The 18,065-nt window shown below is 53.5% G+C and carries 11 protein-coding genes and 1 tRNA gene; 3 read left to right on the forward strand and 9 right to left on the reverse strand.

Translation table 11 applies throughout. The features are described from left to right. Nucleotides 1-88: 88 nt before the first annotated feature. The 6 genes from ACHUE7_RS04320 to queA form a co-directional block, all read right to left on the reverse strand. Nucleotides 89-1,102 (reverse strand): tryptophan--tRNA ligase, encoded by a 1,014-nt coding sequence (locus ACHUE7_RS04320; protein ID WP_394168908.1) that lies wholly within the window; start codon nt 1,100-1,102, stop codon nt 89-91. 141 nt (nt 1,103-1,243) lie between these two features. Then, nucleotides 1,244-2,212, reverse strand: coding sequence for a protein translocase subunit SecF (secF, locus tag ACHUE7_RS04325; RefSeq protein ID WP_394168909.1), 969 nt, complete (start codon nt 2,210-2,212; stop codon nt 1,244-1,246). A gap of 10 nt (nt 2,213-2,222) precedes the next feature. Further along, a complete protein-coding gene (gene secD / locus ACHUE7_RS04330; protein WP_348474149.1) occupies nt 2,223-4,064 on the reverse strand; it encodes a protein translocase subunit SecD in 1,842 nt (613 codons plus the stop codon). Between the two features lie 100 nt (nt 4,065-4,164). Beyond that, nucleotides 4,165-4,515 (reverse strand): preprotein translocase subunit YajC, encoded by a 351-nt coding sequence (gene yajC, locus ACHUE7_RS04335; RefSeq protein ID WP_348474150.1) that lies wholly within the window; start codon nt 4,513-4,515, stop codon nt 4,165-4,167. 156 nt (nt 4,516-4,671) lie between these two features. Continuing rightward, nucleotides 4,672-5,790: a tRNA guanosine(34) transglycosylase Tgt gene (gene tgt / locus ACHUE7_RS04340; protein WP_394169154.1), complete on the reverse strand. Its 1,119-nt coding sequence runs from the start codon at nt 5,788-5,790 to the stop codon at nt 4,672-4,674. Nucleotides 5,791-5,804: 14 nt separating this feature from the next. Continuing rightward, a complete protein-coding gene (gene queA / locus ACHUE7_RS04345; protein WP_394168910.1) occupies nt 5,805-6,866 on the reverse strand; it encodes a tRNA preQ1(34) S-adenosylmethionine ribosyltransferase-isomerase QueA in 1,062 nt (353 codons plus the stop codon). A 144-nt stretch (nt 6,867-7,010) separates the two neighbouring features. Between queA and pyrC the strand changes: the two genes are divergently transcribed. The 3 genes from pyrC to ACHUE7_RS04360 all read left to right on the forward strand — a co-directional run bounded on the left by pyrC (nt 7,011) and on the right by ACHUE7_RS04360 (nt 9,640). After that, nucleotides 7,011-8,048 (forward strand): dihydroorotase, encoded by a 1,038-nt coding sequence (gene pyrC, locus ACHUE7_RS04350; protein ID WP_394168911.1) that lies wholly within the window; start codon nt 7,011-7,013, stop codon nt 8,046-8,048. 99 nt (nt 8,049-8,147) lie between these two features. Further along, a tRNA-Leu gene (locus ACHUE7_RS04355) sits at nt 8,148-8,234 on the forward strand. Between the two features lie 164 nt (nt 8,235-8,398). Beyond that, nucleotides 8,399-9,640, forward strand: coding sequence for a tyrosine-type recombinase/integrase (locus ACHUE7_RS04360; protein WP_394168912.1), 1,242 nt, complete (start codon nt 8,399-8,401; stop codon nt 9,638-9,640). Nucleotides 9,641-10,094: 454 nt separating this feature from the next. Here ACHUE7_RS04360 and ACHUE7_RS04365 read toward each other — a convergent pair whose 3' ends face one another. The 3 genes from ACHUE7_RS04365 to ACHUE7_RS04375 are packed head-to-tail and all read right to left on the reverse strand — an operon-like array spanning nt 10,095 to nt 18,063. Beyond that, nucleotides 10,095-12,938 carry an ATP-binding protein gene (locus tag ACHUE7_RS04365; RefSeq protein WP_394168913.1) on the reverse strand — a complete coding sequence of 948 codons (2,844 nt, stop codon included), beginning with the start codon at nt 12,936-12,938 and terminating at the stop codon, nt 10,095-10,097. Further along, nucleotides 12,938-15,151 (reverse strand): GmrSD restriction endonuclease domain-containing protein, encoded by a 2,214-nt coding sequence (locus tag ACHUE7_RS04370; protein ID WP_394168914.1) that lies wholly within the window; start codon nt 15,149-15,151, stop codon nt 12,938-12,940. Before ACHUE7_RS04370 ends, ACHUE7_RS04365 begins: the two co-directional genes overlap by 1 nt. Nucleotides 15,152-15,159: 8 nt before the next feature. Next, nucleotides 15,160-18,063, reverse strand: coding sequence for a DUF1156 domain-containing protein (locus ACHUE7_RS04375; RefSeq protein ID WP_394169155.1), 2,904 nt, complete (start codon nt 18,061-18,063; stop codon nt 15,160-15,162). Between the last annotated feature and the right edge of the window lie 2 nt (nt 18,064-18,065).

Genomic DNA, 18,065 nt, shown 5'->3' on the forward strand with positions numbered 1-18,065 from the left:
CAGGTTGTTTCAACAGCCTGCTAGGGGTGTGATGCCCGGTTTGGCGGTTTACCTGTTGCCAGGGCCAGCCTTGCCGGACACCGGGCCATCAACCCGCGATAGGGCCAATCCCCACTTTCTTGCGCACATCGGCCATCAGGGGGGCTGAATAGTCGCGTGCCTTTTCCGCACCCCGGGCCAGTATGGCATCCAGTTGAGCCGGGTCGTCCATCAACTGATTGTAGGTGTCGCGCTTGTCTTTGAGTTCTTCGTTGAGCAGTTCAAACAGCACTTTCTTCATCTCGCCCCAGGCAATGCCGTTGGCATACTGGGTACGCATGTCGGCGACTTGGTCTGGCGAAGCAAAGGCTGAATAGATATCGAACAGTGCCGAATCGTTCGGGTCTTTGGGTTCGCCCGGTTCCAGCAGGTTGGTCTTGATCTTGTTGATCAGCTTACGAAACTTCTTCTCGCCTTCGAACAACGGAATGGTGTTGTTGTAGCTCTTCGACATCTTGCGACCGTCGAGGCCCGGCAGAATCATGCCGGATTCTTCAATGACCGCTTCTGGCAATGAAAAGGTATCGCCATAGAGGTAGTTAAAGCGCTGGGCGATGTCGCGGGCCATTTCGATGTGTTGGGTCTGGTCTTTGCCGACGGGGATTTTTTCGCCGTTGAACATCAGGATATCGGCCGCCATCAGAATCGGGTAGCTGAACAGACCCATGGTGATGCCCCGGTCCGGGTCGGCGTTATCGTCGTTGATGTTATCCTGCACCGCCGCCTTGTAAGCGTGTGCCCGGTTCATCAGGCCTTTGGCGGTAACGGTGGTCAGCACCCAGGTCAGCTCGGTAACTTCGGGCACATCAGTCTGGCGGTAGAAGGTCACCCTTTCCGGGTCCAGGCCGCAGGCCAGCCAGGTGGCGGCAATGGCCCGCACGGATTCTCTTACCCGCTCGGGTTCCTGGCATTTGATCAGGGCGTGGTAATCCGCCAGAAACAGGAAGGATTCGGTGTTGGCATCGCGGCTGGCTTCAATGGCGGGGCGAATGGCGCCCGCGTAGTTGCCCAGGTGCGGAATGCCTGTGGTGGTAATGCCGGTCAGTACGCGCGTCTTGCTCATGGGTGTCTTCAGTCGCCTTTGGGTGGCCGTTATCGGTGGTTATGGGAGAAAACGATAAGACTGGGAACCTTACCGAAACCGGTGGGGAAAATCGAGTTGGTGCGGTGAAAGCGCCCTCCTGGAACGAGGGCGCTGCAGACCTCAGCTTTTTTCTTTGCTGGTTTCGTCTCCGTCGACATCGGTCAGCCAGGCAGGAATGTCTTCCTCTTCCGGGTCGTCCGATTTTTCCGGTGGCATCAGATCCTGTTTGGTCAGATCCAGGGCCATCAGTACGTTGGCGGAAACATAAACCGAAGAATAGGTACCTACCAGAACACCGACAGACAGCGCCATGGCGAAACCGAAAATCAGCTCTCCACCGAAGATGCCCAGAGCAACCAGTACCAGCAAGGTCGTTAATGACGTGATCAGGGTACGGCCCAGGGTCTGGGTCAGCGACAGGTTGATCAGATAGTCGGTTTCATCGCGCCTTACCATGCGGAAGTTTTCCCGAATACGGTCGGCCACAACAATGGTGTCGTTCAGGGAATAACCGATGACCGCAAGAATCGCCGCCAGCACGGTAAGGTCGAACGCCATCTGTGTGATGGAGAAGAAACCGAGCACGATCACAACGTCGTGAACCAGGGCTGCCACAGCGCCGACCGCAAACTTGAACTGAAAGCGCAGTGCGATGTAAACCATCACCACACCCAGCGCGACCAGCATGCCAATGCCGCCGTTTTCACGCAGTTCTTCACCCACCTGGGGGCCGACAAACTCGTTCCGGCGCAGTTCTACGTCATTACGGGTTTCCGACAGCAAGGCGAGCACTTCGTCACCCAGGCGCGGGTTGTTGTCTTCCTGCATGCGGATCAGCACATCGGTGTTGTTGCCGAAATACTGCACCACCACGTCCCGGTAACCGGCTCCGTTCAAGGTATTGCGAATGACCTCGACATCGGCAGGTTCCTCATAACCGACTTCTATCTGGGCACCGCCGGTAAAATCGAGACCGAAATTCAGCCCCCGAACGGCCAGTGACCCCAGTGAAACAAGTATCAGCACCAGTGAAGCAACCGCCAGTGTCTTGCGGTGGCCCATAAAATTAAGCACTTTCAAATCAGACATAACGGGCTCCTTAAATGGGCAGCTTCTTCACCACCCGACCACCAAAGGTCAGGTTGGCCAGAGCACGCGTCAGCATGATGGCAGTGAACATGGAGGTAACAATGCCGACCGAGAGCGTGATCGCAAAGCCCTTAACCGGACCCGTGCCGATGGCAAACAAAATGACCGCCACAATCAGGGTGGTCAGGTTGGCATCGAAAATGGTCGAGAAAGCACTTTTGTAGCCGCCGTCTATTGCCGCCTGCGGGGAGCGCCCGTCAGCAATTTCTTCACGTATTCGGCTGAAAATCAGCACGTTGGCATCCACCGCCATACCGACCGTCAGTACGATGCCGGCAATGCCGGGCAGAGTCAGGGTCGCTCCCATCATCGACATGACCGCAACAATGAGCACCAGGTTGGCACTCAGTGCGACAGCCGCGAAGATGCCGAACACCTTGTAGAAACCGAGCATGAACAGAATCACCAGCGCAAAGCCGATGATGACCGACTGGGTGCCCATGCGAATGTTCTCGGCACCGAGGCTTGGGCCTACCGTCCGCTCTTCCACAAACTGCATGGGAGCGGCCAGTGCGCCTGCTCTTAACAGCAGGGCCAGGTCTGAGGCTTCCTGGGCGTTGTCGAGTCCGGTAATCACAAAGCTGTTGGAAAACGCACCGCGAATGGTGGCCAGTGAAATGATTTCACGCTCTTCGACCGAGTCGTAAATCGGCACGGGCTCGCCATCGACCTCTTCGTACCCTTCGAGAATGGATTTCTGCTCAATAAAGAGCACGCCCATAGGTACGCCGATGGAGCGACGGGTCGTCTGACCCATACGGGAGCCGCCGTCGCCATCGAGGTTCACCGACACCTGAGGCAAGCCGTTCTCATCATAGGAGGTGCGGGCATCGGTCACGTTATCGCCGGTGACGATGACATCGGTCTCCAGCATGGCGGTACGGTTGCTGTCGCGGAACGGGTACACCTCGCCCTGGCCATCGCGTGACTCGAGGCGAAATTCAAGGTTGGCGGCCTTGCCGATGATGTTCTTGGCCTGGGCTGTGTCCTGTACGCCGGGCAGCTCCACCACAATGCGGTTGCGGCCCTGGCGCTGAACCAGCGGTTCGGCCACACCCAGTTCGTTCACCCGGTTATTCAGGGTGGTCTGGTTCTGGCTGACGGCATAGTCTTCCAGTTCAGCGATGCGTTCGTCAGTCAGCGTCAGGATCAGGCCAGGCAGCCCGCGTGATTCGATGTCCGAGCGCTGGAATTCAGGCAGGTTGCGGCGTAGCCAGGTGTCGGCTTCGCTTCTGAAATCCTCATCGGCCAGCAGCACCTGGATGGAGCCGTCATCGAGCACATCGACGCCGCGGTAGCGGATGTTTTCATCGCGGAAGGTGGTGCGAATGTTGGCGGCGTAGCTGGCGAGCCGGCTCTCCAGGAAACGATCCATATCGACTTCCAGCAGGAAATGCACACCGCCGGAGAGATCGAGGCCCAGCGACATGGGCTGAGCGCCAAGAGCCAGCAGCCAGTTGGGCGTCGTGGGTGCCAGATTGAGCGCCACAATGTAGTTGCCGCCGAGGCCACGTTGAATAGCGGCTTTGGCAGCTAACTGGTCTTCGTTGCTGTTCAGGCGAATCAGCAGTGACTGACCATTAATTTCAGCGCCAAAGTGATCGATATTGGCGTCATCGAGCAGGCGTTCGGTGCGTTGTACGGTGGTATCGTTCATCTGCACGCCGGCTTCGGCGCCCTGAATCTGGATGGCCGGGTCGGCCGGAAACAGGTTGGGCAGGCTGTAGAGCACGCCTAACACCAGTACTGACAGGATAATGGCGTATTTCCACAGGGGGTATTTGTTCAGCATGAGGCCTTCCTGAGCTGGGTAGACCCGGCCATCAGGTCTGAATGCCTGAGCCGGGGCTACAAGTCGGTCGCGTCCGGGACGAGACCTGACGATGGGTCGATCAGATCGCTTTCAGCGTTCCCTTGGGCAGGGTTGCTGAAATAGCCGTTTTCTGGAAGGTCAGTTCAACATTGTTGGCGACTTCGACTGTGATGTAGTCGTCAGTTACCTTGGTGACCTTGCCGGTAATGCCAGCAGCCGTTACGACTTCATCGCCCTTGCTCAGTGAGGAGATCAGGTTTTTATGCTCTTTGGCGCGCTTGCTTTGCGGGCGCCATACCATCAACCAGAAAATCAGGAAGAAGATGCCGAGCATGATCGGCAATTGCCAGGGGCTGGGCTGACCAGCCGCCGGGGCCGCCAGTGAAAGTGCCGGGGTCATGGCCAGCAGAGCGGCGGACAGTTTTTTCATGGTAATACTCCAAATGGTTTATAAGTGTTGTAACGGTATTCGAATGACCAAAGGCGCCTTCGGATAGCCAGATTCAGTTCTGAGTGACGTTATGGGGGCACCTGAGACGGCCACAAGGCCTGTGCAGTGCCATTCCCATTCAATGCACCGGGTCGTTCAGTCTGCCAGTACCGGTGTTTCCAGGCCGCGGCGCTGGTAGAAGTCATCCACAAAGGCCGACAATTTACCCGCTTCAATGGCCGCACGCAAACCAGCCATCAGCCGCTGGTAATAGCGCAGGTTGTGCAGGGTATTGAGCTGCGCACCCAGCATCTCGCCGCACTTGTCGAGGTGGTGCAGGTAGCCCCGGCTGAAATTCAGGCAGGTGTAGCAGTCGCAGTCGGCATCCAGCGGGCTGGTATCGTGCCGGTGCCGGGCGTTGCGGATCTTGATGACGCCATCGGTGGTGAACAGGTGACCATTACGGCCATTGCGGGTCGGCATCACGCAGTCGAACATATCGACGCCCCGGCGCACGCCTTCCACCAGGTCTTCCGGCGTACCAACACCCATTAAATAGCGCGGCTTGTGTTCCGGCATTGATGGGGTGACGTGCTCCAGAATGCGCATCATGTCTTCTTTGGATTCGCCAACGCTGAGGCCGCCAATGGCATAGCCGTCGAAATCGATCTCGGTCAGCCCGCGCAGGCTGACATCGCGCAGGTCTTCGAACATGCCGCCCTGAATAATGCCAAACAGCGCCGATGGGCTGTCGCCATGGGCCTGTTTGGAGCGCTTTGCCCAGCGCAGGCTGAGTTCCATCGATTTTTTGGCCTCGGCGTGGGTGGCCGGGTGCGGGGTGCACTCGTCAAAAATCATCACCACATCGGAGCCCAGGGCGCGCTGTACTTCCATGCTGCGTTCTGGCGTCAGCTCGACCTTGGCGCCATCGACCGGTGAGCGAAAGGTAACACCCGCTTCGGTGATCTTGCGCATCTTGCCCAGTGAAAACACCTGAAAGCCGCCGGAGTCGGTCAGCATCGGCTTTTTCCAGCCGGTAAAGTCGTGCAGGTCACCATGTTCTTCAATGACCTGGGTGCCAGGGCGCAGCATTAAATGGAAGGTGTTGCCTAGAATGATGTGCGCGCCGGTTTCTTCTACCTGCTGGGGCGTCATGCCTTTCACGGTGCCGTAGGTACCAACCGGCATGAAAGCGGGGGTTTGTACCTCGCCCCGGGGAAACTTCAGGGTGCCGCGCCGTGCTTTACCGTCGGTTTTGGCAAGGTCGAATGTCATAAAACAGGTGCGGCTCATGCGTCGGTCTCTTGGTTGGTGGGTGCAGACAGGGGTTTGCGGGTAATGAACATGGCATCGCCATAACTGAAGAAGCGGTAGCGTTCATCGATGGCGGCCTGATAAGCCGCCAGCACCGCTTCTTTACCGGCAAAGGCGCTGATTAGCATGATCAGGGTCGACTGCGGCAAGTGAAAGTTGGTGATCATGGCATCGACGACCCGGAAGTCGTACCCCGGGTAAATGAAAATGTTGGTGTCGCCGGTAAAGGGTTGCAGGGTGCCAGATCGGGCGGCGGTTTCCAGCGAGCGCACGCTGGTGGTACCGACGGCGATCACCCGGTTACCCCGAGCTTTGGTGGCCGCGGCCGCCTCTACGACGTTGGGCGGTACTTCGATCCATTCGGCGTGCATGACGTGGTCTTCAATGCGCTCGGCTTTAACCGGCTGGAAGGTACCCGCGCCTACATGCAAGGTGACGAAGGCAGTCTGCACACCCTTGGCATGCAAGGCGTCCAGCAGGGCTGCATCGAAGTGCAGGCCGGCGGTCGGGGCTGCCACCGCACCCTTGCGCTCAGCGTAAACGGTCTGGTAACGCTCGCGATCGCTCTCGGCATCTTCACGTTCCAGGTAGGGCGGAAGGGGCATGTGACCGTGCAATTCAAGCAAGTCCACCAGGGGCTCGGGGTTCTGGCAGCTTACCCTGAACAGGTTTTCCTCGCGGCCGGTGACCTCCAGTTCAATGCCGCCTTCCATCGTCAGCCGGGTGCCAGGCTTACAGCTTTTGTTTGCCCGCACGTGTGCCAGAGCCGAGCTGTCACCGGTCATGCGCTCGATCAGCACTTCGACCTTGCCGCCGCTGTCTTTCTGGCCAAACAGCCGGGCCGGTATGACCCGGGTGTTGTTGAACACCAGCAGATCACCGGGTTCGATCAGCCCGAGAATGTCCGGGAACTGGCGGTGGGAGACCTGGCCTGTGGGGCCATCGAGTTGCAGCAACCGGCTGCCCGTGCGCTGTTCGGCCGGGTAGCGGGCAATTAAGTCATCTGGCAGGGTAAAATCGAAATCGCTGACGTTCATGGCCGGATGCGGGGCACCTGTTGATAAAAGGGCCGCTATTCTAGCTGAAAGGGCGGTCGGGCTCTATGGTCGGCGTCGGTTGTGTAAGACGGGATGTTAGCCTGTTAGACTATGGCCTCCGCATTTCCAGGCTCAGGATTCAGCATGAACGACTTATTACTGCGCACGCCCGACGACTGGCACCTGCATTTTCGCGACGGCGACATGCTGATTGAAACCGTTCCGGCTACGGCCCGGTGTTTTCAGCGGGCTATTGTCATGCCGAACCTCACCCCGCCAGTCACCACAGCCGAACAGGCGCTAGCCTACCGGGAGCGCATTCTGGCCGCACGGCCCGCCGGTAACCGCTTTGAACCGCTGATGACGCTGTATTTGACCGATACCACCAGTGCTGACGACATTCGGGCCGCCAAGTCCGCTGGCGTGGTTGCCGCGAAACTGTACCCGGCCGGCGCCACCACCAATTCCAGTGCCGCGGTTAGCGCGCTGAGCCGCCTCGACCCGGTGTTTGAAGCCCTGGCGGAGCAGGGCCTGCTGTTGCTGGTGCACGGCGAAGTAACCCACCCGGATATCGACATCTTCGACCGGGAAAAGGCCTTTATTGACCAGCACTTGGCCGGCATCGTAGAGCGCCACCCCTCATTGAAAGTGGTGTTCGAACACATCACCACCGCCGACGCGGCCGAGTTTGTCAGCCAGGGCCCGGACACCCTGGCTGCCACCGTCACGCCCCAGCATTTGTTGCTGAACCGCAACGATTTACTGGTTGGCGGCATACGGCCCCACAACTATTGTCTGCCGGTGCTGAAGCGTCGCAGTCACCAGGAAGCGCTGCGCGCCGCCGTTGCCAGTGGCTCACCCAAGTTCTTTTTGGGGACCGACTCGGCTCCGCATGAACAGCACAGGAAAGAATCGGCCTGTGGCTGTGCCGGCTGCTACAGCGCCTGGTCGGCCCTGGAGCTCTATGCTCAGGTGTTTGAGGAGATGGGTGTGCTTGAACGACTGGAAGGTTTCGCCAGCGAGCACGGACCCGATTTCTACGGCTTGCCGCGCAACGAAGGCACGGTGCGTCTGGTGCGCGAAAGTTGGACGGTGCCGGAGCGCATTACTCTGGGGCATGGCGAAGCCATTGTGCCGTTTTACGCTGGCGAAACCATCAACTGGCGCCTGCGCCCGGCCTGAATACCAACCCGGAAAGCGGCAGAGACGGGTGAATAGCGCAGAAACATCGCCTCAAACCATTGACGCGAAAGGAATTTTCGCTAGAATGCCTCCCACTCAGCCAGAGTGGCGAAATTGGTAGACGCAGGGGATTCAAAATCCCCCGGTGGCAACACTGTGCCGGTTCGAGTCCGGCCTCTGGTACCAAATCAACGTCTACGGAGTTCCGTAAACGTCCTCAAAGCCCCGTATATCGGGGCTTTTTTGTATCTGCAAAGTCCACGCTGTTCCATAGAGATTTATTCACTTCTCCACCTAAGTGGTGCTACAGTTGGTGCTACACCGGTTCGATTATTGGTTGGTAGCACCAAATGGCTCTGACAGACAAGCAAATCAAGGGTTTCCAGCCCGCTGAAAAAGATCAATGGGTATCAGACGAGCATGGCCTGCGGCTTTTGATAAAGCCCAATGGCGCTAAGTACTGGCGCTTGAAGTATCGCTTTGCCGGTAAACAAAAGACGCTCGCAATAGGAGTCTACCCCAAGGTCACATTGAAACAGGCCCGACTGCAGGTGCTTGATGCGAAGCAAAAGATCGCTACAGGCATAGATCCCTCTCAAGAACGCATACAGGTCAAGCTAGGCATAGGGCAGGCCAACGAAAACACACTTGAGCGAGTTGCCTTGGAATGGTGGAACCACCAAAAGGGAACCTGGACGGAGCACCATGCCGACCGGGTCTGGAAGCGACTGGACGACAACATCTTGAGTAAAATCGGCGGCCTTCCTATTGCTGAGGTAAACCCGGACCAGATCATCGCCAACATCCGTAAAGTGGAAGAACGTAATGCCTTGGATGTTTCAGAGCGTGTTCTTCAGGACGTTCGTCGTGTATGCCGCTATGCCGTCCAGGTGGGCATTCTAAAGGTCAACCCAGCCTCAGAGTTGAGTGGTGTGCTTAAAGCCAGGAAGCGAAGCCACAGACCTTCTATGCCTCTGAAAGAGATGCCCAAGTTCTTGAATGAGCTCGAAGACTATACTAAGCATGGTCGGCTACTGACCAAGCTAGCGTTAGAGTTATTGGTTCTAACCTTTGTAAGGCCAGGGGAGCTGCGCGGAGCTGAATGGGAAGAGTTTGACCTAGAGCAAAGGCTTTGGCGGATACCTGGCAAGCGAATGAAGATGGGGACCGACCATATTGTCCCTCTCTCTAATCAGGCACTGGCAGTTATTGAACAGGTTGAGCCGATCTCTGGCCAATATCGGCTTTTATTCCCATCTGAACGTGAGCGTTCGAGGGCGATGTCTGAGAATACCCTGGGCAAGGCGCTCCGGGTGCTGGGCTATGATGGCACAGTACAAGGTAAATCCAAGACAACGCCTCATGGTTTTAGAGCTACAGCCTCATCGGCGCTGAACGAGACCGGATTCAATCCGGATGCCATTGAGCGCCAGCTATCGCACATGGAGCGCAACGGCGTGCGGGCAGCCTATACCCATCACGCACAATACCTTGATGAACGTAAGGATATGATGCAAAAGTGGGCGGACTATATGGATTTGTTGAAAGCCAAGAAGAAACTAGTTCCTTTTAATATTAATAATAATCATTAGCATTTAGTGATAATAATCAATATTACTTATGATAGACTCGTTATCTTTGTTACCAATGCAAAGGTAAAGACGAGCGTAGTGGAGAACGAAGAAGATTTAAGCCTCTGGCGAACCCATCTTTGCTGCCTGGTTTGCATTTATCGATGGTAGGCCTGCACTACTTTCGACTAACTAGAACTGCATTGCGAGGCAGGTGCTGACGTATTGCAAGCTCCCGCCAGATAGAGTCTGTGATAAAGTGCGAGGGTGTTGTAAAGTGTCAAACAAGCAACAATGATCATAAATTCTAATAAATGAGCAAAATTAAATCGTTTTGAACTCTATGCGCACCTAAAAAAGTGCTCACCCACTTACCGATTTGGTAGGTGAGTAAGCGCGATGAACTGTTGTCATATGGCATACAATAGCGGTGTCAGGTGGATTAATCCTCATCTAACCCATTTAACAACATAAACTATTCATCAAACTCTGAGGAACTGAACTTCAACACATTACAGTTCTCTTTTACTGTTCGCTGTAATGACTCATCAAAACCGTCCTCCTTGCGAGCCTCAATCTCTACAGAGATAGTTACATCAACCCCAAGCTGGGCCGTAAATTGTTGTACGACTTCATCCATAATGGTTGCGAAGTCCATTTTCCCCTTTACGGCATCAAGGCTAATGGTTCCGTAGAAGTGGGTTTTAGGCGAACCAGAAGAGCTAGCAGGCACGGCTCCAATGGTTTTCGTAAGTTCATTGCTGTCAGCAGAATAGCTATCTGGATAAGCTGTAATACTGGTTCCCGGAAGGTTTGGTTCGATGCCTCCTGGTTGTGATGCTGGCTGATCAGACTCGCGCAGCTTCTGTGCATATTTGGCAGCCGCTTCTCGCTCGATGAGGATGGAGGACTCATCCAACGGAGCAATTGAGCTTTTACCAAAGCTGAATCCCAGGTAGCGACCGTCCTCTTTACCGGAGGCAAAACCAAAAAAATCCTCGGTTTCCACGCCCTGCCTAATAGCATTGCGAAACACTTCGTCGTTAATCAGCCTTGGAAGGTACAGGTAATGACATGTGTCCTGCCAAACTTTCAATGCACTGACTTCTGTTGTACTGTTTTTCAAGTACCAGTCCGCCAGTATTTTTCGCAGATGAATGGGAGACCATTCGTACACCATCCACTCCTCTTCCTTGAGCTTTTCTTCTATATTTTGAATGAGGTTAGGTGAAGTCGGCGAAACGGATACTACTTCCCATTTAAGCAACGGCCGGTTTTTCACAAAATCCTCAACAGGAGCCAGGAGCCACTTCCAGGTTTCTCGAATAAGCTGAGTAAGCGATTGTTCTGCTACGTCACGACTACGCTTGGCTTGATTCAGGTGTGACAGATCCTGATTGAGCGCACCACTCTCAATATCTACAACGATTGAACGCCAAGCCAGGAAAATCCGGCCTTGCTCCTTCAATCGGCTGACAACGTCAAAATCCGGCGCTAGGAAAATCAAACGATTCTGCTTCTGGCGCGGTTGCTCACCACGGTTGCGCAAAATCATTTCTGCTTCGCCAATGGCCTGGTTAGTCTCAGTGCGGCTATAACCAGCCTGAGTGGGCAAAATGACTAGGCGAGGGCCAGTGCCGTAGTCATCTGGAACATCCACTGAAGGTGTGAAGACATGAATGCCGCCGAAGTGGTGACTTTTACCAAACGACCGACTAACCCGCTCTTTTAACATGGGAATCAAGTCATCACGCTCACTGATATTTTGTTTGCGGCTTTCCATCTCCCGCCGCAGGTTGGGCTTGGTATCCAGCCAATAGCGGTCCTGTTCGGCGTATAGGTAGTGCAAACGATCCCGCAGCCGCTTTAGTACATCCTCGAAAACACCTATTGTCTGACCCGGTTGCACAGTACCCAGTAACACCCGCTCGGCTTGAATGCCGCGTATCATCTGTTCCTGACTGGAAGGAGCGCTTCCTAAAAAAATACAACGTGCAGTGCGCCGAGCAGCCTGGACGCCACCGAACAAAGTTTGGTGGCCGTCAATGTCAGCGGGGATAGAACGTTGGCCATCCACTTCCTTTTCAATAACCGGCTCCCAGCCCTGTGGCAGATAGTGAATGCTCTTGTTGCGCACATTGGTGTCTTCCAGTGGCAACGAACCAGGCATGATAAGCGCGTCCCGATTGTCGGAGTTCCACAGGCGATGTATCACGATGGCCATGTACTGAAGTACACCACGGGTTCGCTGGAATTTGTCCAGTGTGGACCAGTCCTCATAAAGTCTATCGAACACTTCAGGGTGTATCGGGTAAGAGGAGCAAAGACGTTCAAAGTATTCGTTCGATTGGGTCTCAACCGGGAACTTGTCAGCATGCTGCCGGTAAAAGTCCGAAAATTGTCTACTTATGCCTTCGACCTCGGCACGTTCACCGGAGCTTTCGAATAGCCGACGGCGCACGATTTCGAAAGCCTCACGCGAGCCCACGGGCTTCCACACAGACTCCACACGGGCGAAGTATGTCTCCAGCGATTCCAGAGCGCGTTGGCCCATGGTACCGCCCACCTCTAACTCAGATTCTGGTAAGGAGGCTAGTAAAATTGCATTGGGCACGGCCTTGAGTGCTTCGGTGAGGGCCTGAATAAAACTGATGTTGCTGTCGAAGGTGCCAGCTATATATTGCTTGCCCAGCTCTAGCTGCCGGGTAAAGGCCACCAACTCGTCGATCAGAATGACGCAGGGCGCGGCGCGGTTTAACAGTTCTTTAAGAACTTCCTTACCCGGTGATGTACCGTCGGTATCACTGTTAGCGACCAGGGCAAAACCTTCCTCGCCTAGCAACTGCCAGGCTAGTTCGCCCCAAAGGGTATTTACAGTTGTAGAGCCGTAGGTACGAGCTTGGCTGGGCGATAGGCGTATACCATCAATCACCGCCATACGCGCTCGGGGTAGCTCACTGATGCCAGCTTCATCTAACACTGGAGGAATGCCCATCAATTTATCGGTACTGACTTCACGGCTGGCAAGGTGGTAGACGGCCAGCATGGTATGTGTTTTGCCACCACCGAAAGCTGTTTGAAGCTGAACAACTGGATCACCACCATGACCTGCCAGACGCTGGGCGACGGAGATGAGCAAAAGGCGCATCCCCTCAGTAATATAGGTTCGTGAGAAAAATTTCTCTGCGTTCTGATACTCATCAGGCGCAGATCCACCGGAGACTTGTGAAATGTCGGCGGCAAATTCAGATTGTTTGAAGGAGCCTTCCAGAACATCTTTGTGTGGTCGGGCGATTTCTCGCCAGGGTTTCAGGCTCATTATACTGTTACCTCCGCATTCATAAGCTCGGCGTTACTGTACCAATTGATAAAATCAAGAAGCTCATCCGTGTCGTATAAGTGCCACACGAGCGCCGGATTACCAAGTTTCAGTGCTGGTGTATTTTTTCTGTTCAGGTTCGAGTTTCTTGGAGTATGGGGCTCATAGCTTCTCACGGGTTCAATTTCCGCCCCTTCTAGATCAACAGGTTGAGTCCATAGGGTAATTGTGGTTTTACCGCGCTCGTAGGCTATCTCTTTACCATCAGCCGTGCGAAAGCCAGCTATATATTTTGTCGGCGGAGCTATGGGTACCAAAATTTCTTCCATGAGCGCCTGGGTTGTCAAAGGTAAGTTTTCCGCATTTCTTGAAGACGGTTGCGATACTATCTCCTCTGTTCTCGTGAGCCCTACATCTACAGATTCCACTGTTGAAACCGTAGTCCGATCGATAACTTCTACCCTGGCGCTTGGCGTCTGATAGTTTTGATGTTCATCTTCTTGCTTCTCGTTTCGTCCGTCTAAGGCTTCAGCTTGCTCGTTCGCTCCGTCAAGTAGATGCTGGAACTTTTCTAGAATCAGTTCCTTCCGGGCTTCAATAAAAGCTTCATAGTTCGAGAACTCCCATAGTTGGGAGTGGCGCGGAATTAGATGCATATCGAGGTAAGACTCTGATTTATCAGCAAACCAGTCTGATGGGAAGGTATCGTTCTTCGCCTGAAAACCATTCTCATCTTTTGAAAGAAGCATGCAATTGGCAATCTGATCTCTTACTGCCGCAGGATACCGCATTAGCGACTGCCGCCCGGTTTCCGGATTGGCGTCCTTAACATCTTTAAGGCGGGACTGGGGGAAAATGTGATCTATCTGAGGCAGGTTACCTTCATAGGTTGGCGCATAATCAAACTGGCGATACCAGAGATTGAATATCAAATGGATCGTCTTAGATCCATAGCTCGCACCTAAAAGAGTATCTGCGGAAACATCCAGGTTACGGCCGTCATCATGGATCACGCCGAATATTTCCTTCACATCAAACTTGCCTTCTTCCTTAATCCCCCTTACGCACTTATCAATTAGTCCATCAGGCCGACCACTAAACGCACCACTTAGCAGTGTGCGTAGGAAATAAGTGTCCAATCGTCGTACGCTGGTCCACTTATCTGGAAAATGGTAGCGGAAGTAAATGACAGGAATCATACCGAGGTAGGAGGGCAGAGCATGATCGGTCCGTATGAACGTTTTACCATACAGAAAGTCTCGCACATCTTTGATTGCCGCCGAAATGTAGTCCCACTTATCAATAATTTGCTGGCGAGTTTCCTCATCCCGAAATTTCTTCACATCGTAAGCGGCACCCTTACCTAACAATACCAAGCATGTCTTCAGAATGAAGTCTCGCGTGAATTTGTACCCTGTGGCGTTTAGCTCGGAGAGCAGCACCTCCATGGCGTCATCAGCATCGTCCCAAGAGGCTGTCAACAGGGAAAACAAAAGATCGGATTTCCCCAATTTGGTACCGCCAGAGTTGGCCCGTATGAAAATTTCTACAACATCATCCTCCTGATAAAGGTCCGGATCATCGACACTGTCTAACTCCTGGTAGCTAACAGCTTCCTGCGCCACAAAAACCTGATGTACTTTCCAAACGTTGCGCATCAACTGCCGACGCTGATCATCCGATAGAGGCAGCTTTGCTAGCGCTTCAAGTTCAACAGCTACATCGTTGGGCATTGAATTGCTAAGAACAAGCTTTTTGAAGTTGACCCAGGGAAAGATAGCTTTGGATGGCAATAAAAATCTGAACTTGTAGCGCATCTCTTCGGCGGAAGTTGGTTGTCCACTGAACACATTAAAGTACAGTTCTTTCTTGTTGTAGCTACCTTTTAGCCCAATAAACAAGCTTTGGAGCCGTTGCTGCCCATCCAGTACTAGAAGCTTCGTCCGCTTGTCCTCCGGCACCTGGTACTGAGAGAGTTTCAGTCCATCCGAGTAGCAGTCGATAAACTTACGGCGTCTGATGGTGGAGTTAGTTCTCCAAACAAGAAGTGTACTAATAGGGTACTCACGCATGATCGAGTCAAACAACTTCTCTATCTGTTCGGTATCCCACACAAATGGCCGCTGAATGTTGGGCAACCAGAAGCCGCCGTCATACTCTTCATTGTTTAGGTAATTGACGACTTTTCGAATCGAGACGATTTTATTCTTCATGCCAGCTCCTAAAAATCTAGACCTTGCTGTTCTCTTGCATGACCGATGTCATGTGAGGCTACAACGATGGCGGGCCAGGAGGCAATTAACTCGTTATATGCTCGGGCTTCTTCGGCCCATTTCTTGCGCTCGCACAAGGTGTATAAGTGATAAGCCAGTTGACGGATGGCTTCACCTTTCTCCGGCATTTTTGCGAGCAGCTCGCCGGCAGCGGACTCACCGCTGTTGTTCAGCCGACGAATCATCTGATGGCAGGCTTCCCATACAGGCGTTCGGTCGTCTTTGGAGGGATCCCACTCGGACTCGTAATCGTTCCAACGTAGCAGGCGTACCTTGCCGCCGCCGGACTCGGCCACGCCGGCTGCTTTAACACCATCGACACTCGTACCCTTTGCACGAGCAAGAGTGTCTGCCTCGCCGAATTGGCCATGGCTCCAGCCGTATTGCTCAAACCAGCTTGAACAGAACTGAGTGTCAGCATCGAAACTGCCTGAGTCTGGGCTTAGATACTCGGTGATAGCGCGGTTGATCAACACCAGTGCATCGTGCACGCTCATGCTTGTGCCGTCTTGGTTCAGTACCGCCTCGTATTTGGAGTAGATTGCCATACCGGGACCGATTGCAGACTGAGCCAAATCTACCGGGGCGATGGGGGTTTGGCCGGTTTGACCTCCGATCATCGTTTCTAAGGCTTCAGGCATTTCATCCCGCAACTGGCGTTGGAAGTCGCGGCGAGAGATTGAATCGGCGTTTGATTCACGTTTGCGGCAGACCAGTACGATTGAGGACGCTAGAGCGTTGGTTCCTGAGCCAATCATACGGTTGGCCATTTCAGTTCGCATTGGCCAAGTGCCATCTATTGAAAAGCCTGCCTTTATCACTGCCTCAAGAAATGTTACCCACCCGGTGCTTGTAGTGCTGCCCTCTTTGGTTTCTGATTGCTTGAAAGCGTAATAGATGGAAACTGGGAATGCAGGATGTGCTTGAACAGCAAGATTGTGAATGGCACGAGTCATTCCATCCATAAAAAAGGTTTCGGCTTTCTCTTTGCTTTTGTGTCTGTACGGAGTGGCTACCAGTTCTTCAGCTTTAGGAACAGCCATGGTAGCGAACAACGCTGGATAAACCTTGCGCAATGAACGGCGCATCCAAACATAAAAGAAGTCCGACAAATCAGCATATCCAATATTGTCGTAATAAGGAGGGTCAGTTGAGATCAGTTTATTCTGACTAACAGTCTGCGTGGCTGCGTCATTCTGACCAGCATACCCTTCTGCAGAAGCAGGAAGCTTACCAACAACCTTGCTAGTCCAGTCAACATTGTTGATCCAGTTCCCGCTGGACCGCGAAAAAGGATTACCCTCTGCGAAGTCCCATGTCATAGGAATCGCCTGTCGCCCAAAGGTGTTTCGTAATGCTTCCATCTTCGGGCTAGAGTCCCAAGAACAGATCGTTGACCCTCTATCAGCGCTCCGACTTATTGCAAAGACAAGGTAAGCAACTATCGCTTCCCCATAAGCTGTAGTTCCTGATCCACCTTGTGCGAGGCCTAGATCGTTGTCTGGAAGGCCGAAGGCCTTAGCGTCAGAAATGACCTTTTCTCGGGCTTCCAGCACTAGATCGGAGAGAGTTGCTAACGTCACTAATTGGCGAGGGGTGAAAATATCGCCATATGTCTCCAGGCCATATGGAGGAGTCCATAATGCTCTGGGGTCAGGTGCTATAGGAGTGTCAGGCTTCCAATGCGGTTGGGCACTTTTTGCAACAGATTCAATTTCTTCGGTTGGAGCTAGGTAAACTCGACTACGTTTACCTTCTGCCACGATAGCCATGAGACGAGTACCCATCCGCTTAGCCTTTCCTTCTCCTTTAATGTGTTTTCCATCCATTGGAGACCCTGATAGTAAGCAGAAAAAATTTGCTCCTCTCGAAGTTTTTGTGCCATTTTTCGCCTCCTCAGGTGGAGTGCCTAACTTAATCTCAAAGCGATACTTATCACCCTCAACAACAGGTTCAATATATACACCCTTTTCCTTTTTGCTGGACAGCACAAAGCTGGACGCTAGTGGCACTTCCACATGGCTAAATGCTGGATTTGGACTCTTCACTGTTCTGGTCCACAGCCAGGCAATCACTGTCAGCTCTTCGTCTTCATAGGCTTTCAGATCAGGCCTTTTAACAACCATCTCATTGGTGATTCGAACTTTAGGATATAGGTGACCAATACGTTTGAAAGCTTCTTCTCGCATCCAGTGACCGTAGCGGCGGACATCTTCAGCCAATCCCTTGGCACCAGCCCAGTCTTCCATCATAGTCTGCTGCCTTTCGCCATCAGGCGGCGGACCCACTGGAGCTTTCCCGGAAAATTTGGGCGGGATCTCAATCATTGCCTTATTGATCATCACCGCCACTGGGTTTAAGTCGCTGGCGTAGCTTTTTAGCCCCAAACGTTGGGCCTCCAAAGGAATGGCTCCACCACCGGCAAAGGGGTCGTGGAAAGCGGGTAACTTATTAGGATTAAATAGCTCTGTCGCCTGTGGATGGTTGCGATTCAGGTGGCAGGTTTCACGCCAACTTTTCCAGATGGCCTCTCGGGCTCGGTTAAGAACTTCCTCATTGTTGGTATTTTCCCACTTCACCAGGTCGCGGGTTATCTGGAACAGTTTCTCCCGCTTGATTTCAGCCTCTTTTTTGTTGACGCCATACCCCAGTTCCCGCTGATAGCCCGGATCATTCACCAGCTGTGCAAACAATACAGCACGAGCCGCTGCCAATGGACGACGTGCCCACCACAGGTGGAGAGTACTAGGGTGGCCATGCCGAATGGACTTCTCGCGAGCAGCAGCGATGTTTATGTCATCCAGCGGAAGCGCAACTTCGATCAGTTTTTTTGGAGATTTTATTTGCTGCATGT

The organism is Saccharospirillum alexandrii (assembly GCF_043641555.1).
Classification (GTDB): Bacteria; Pseudomonadota; Gammaproteobacteria; order Pseudomonadales; family Natronospirillaceae; genus Saccharospirillum; species Saccharospirillum alexandrii_A.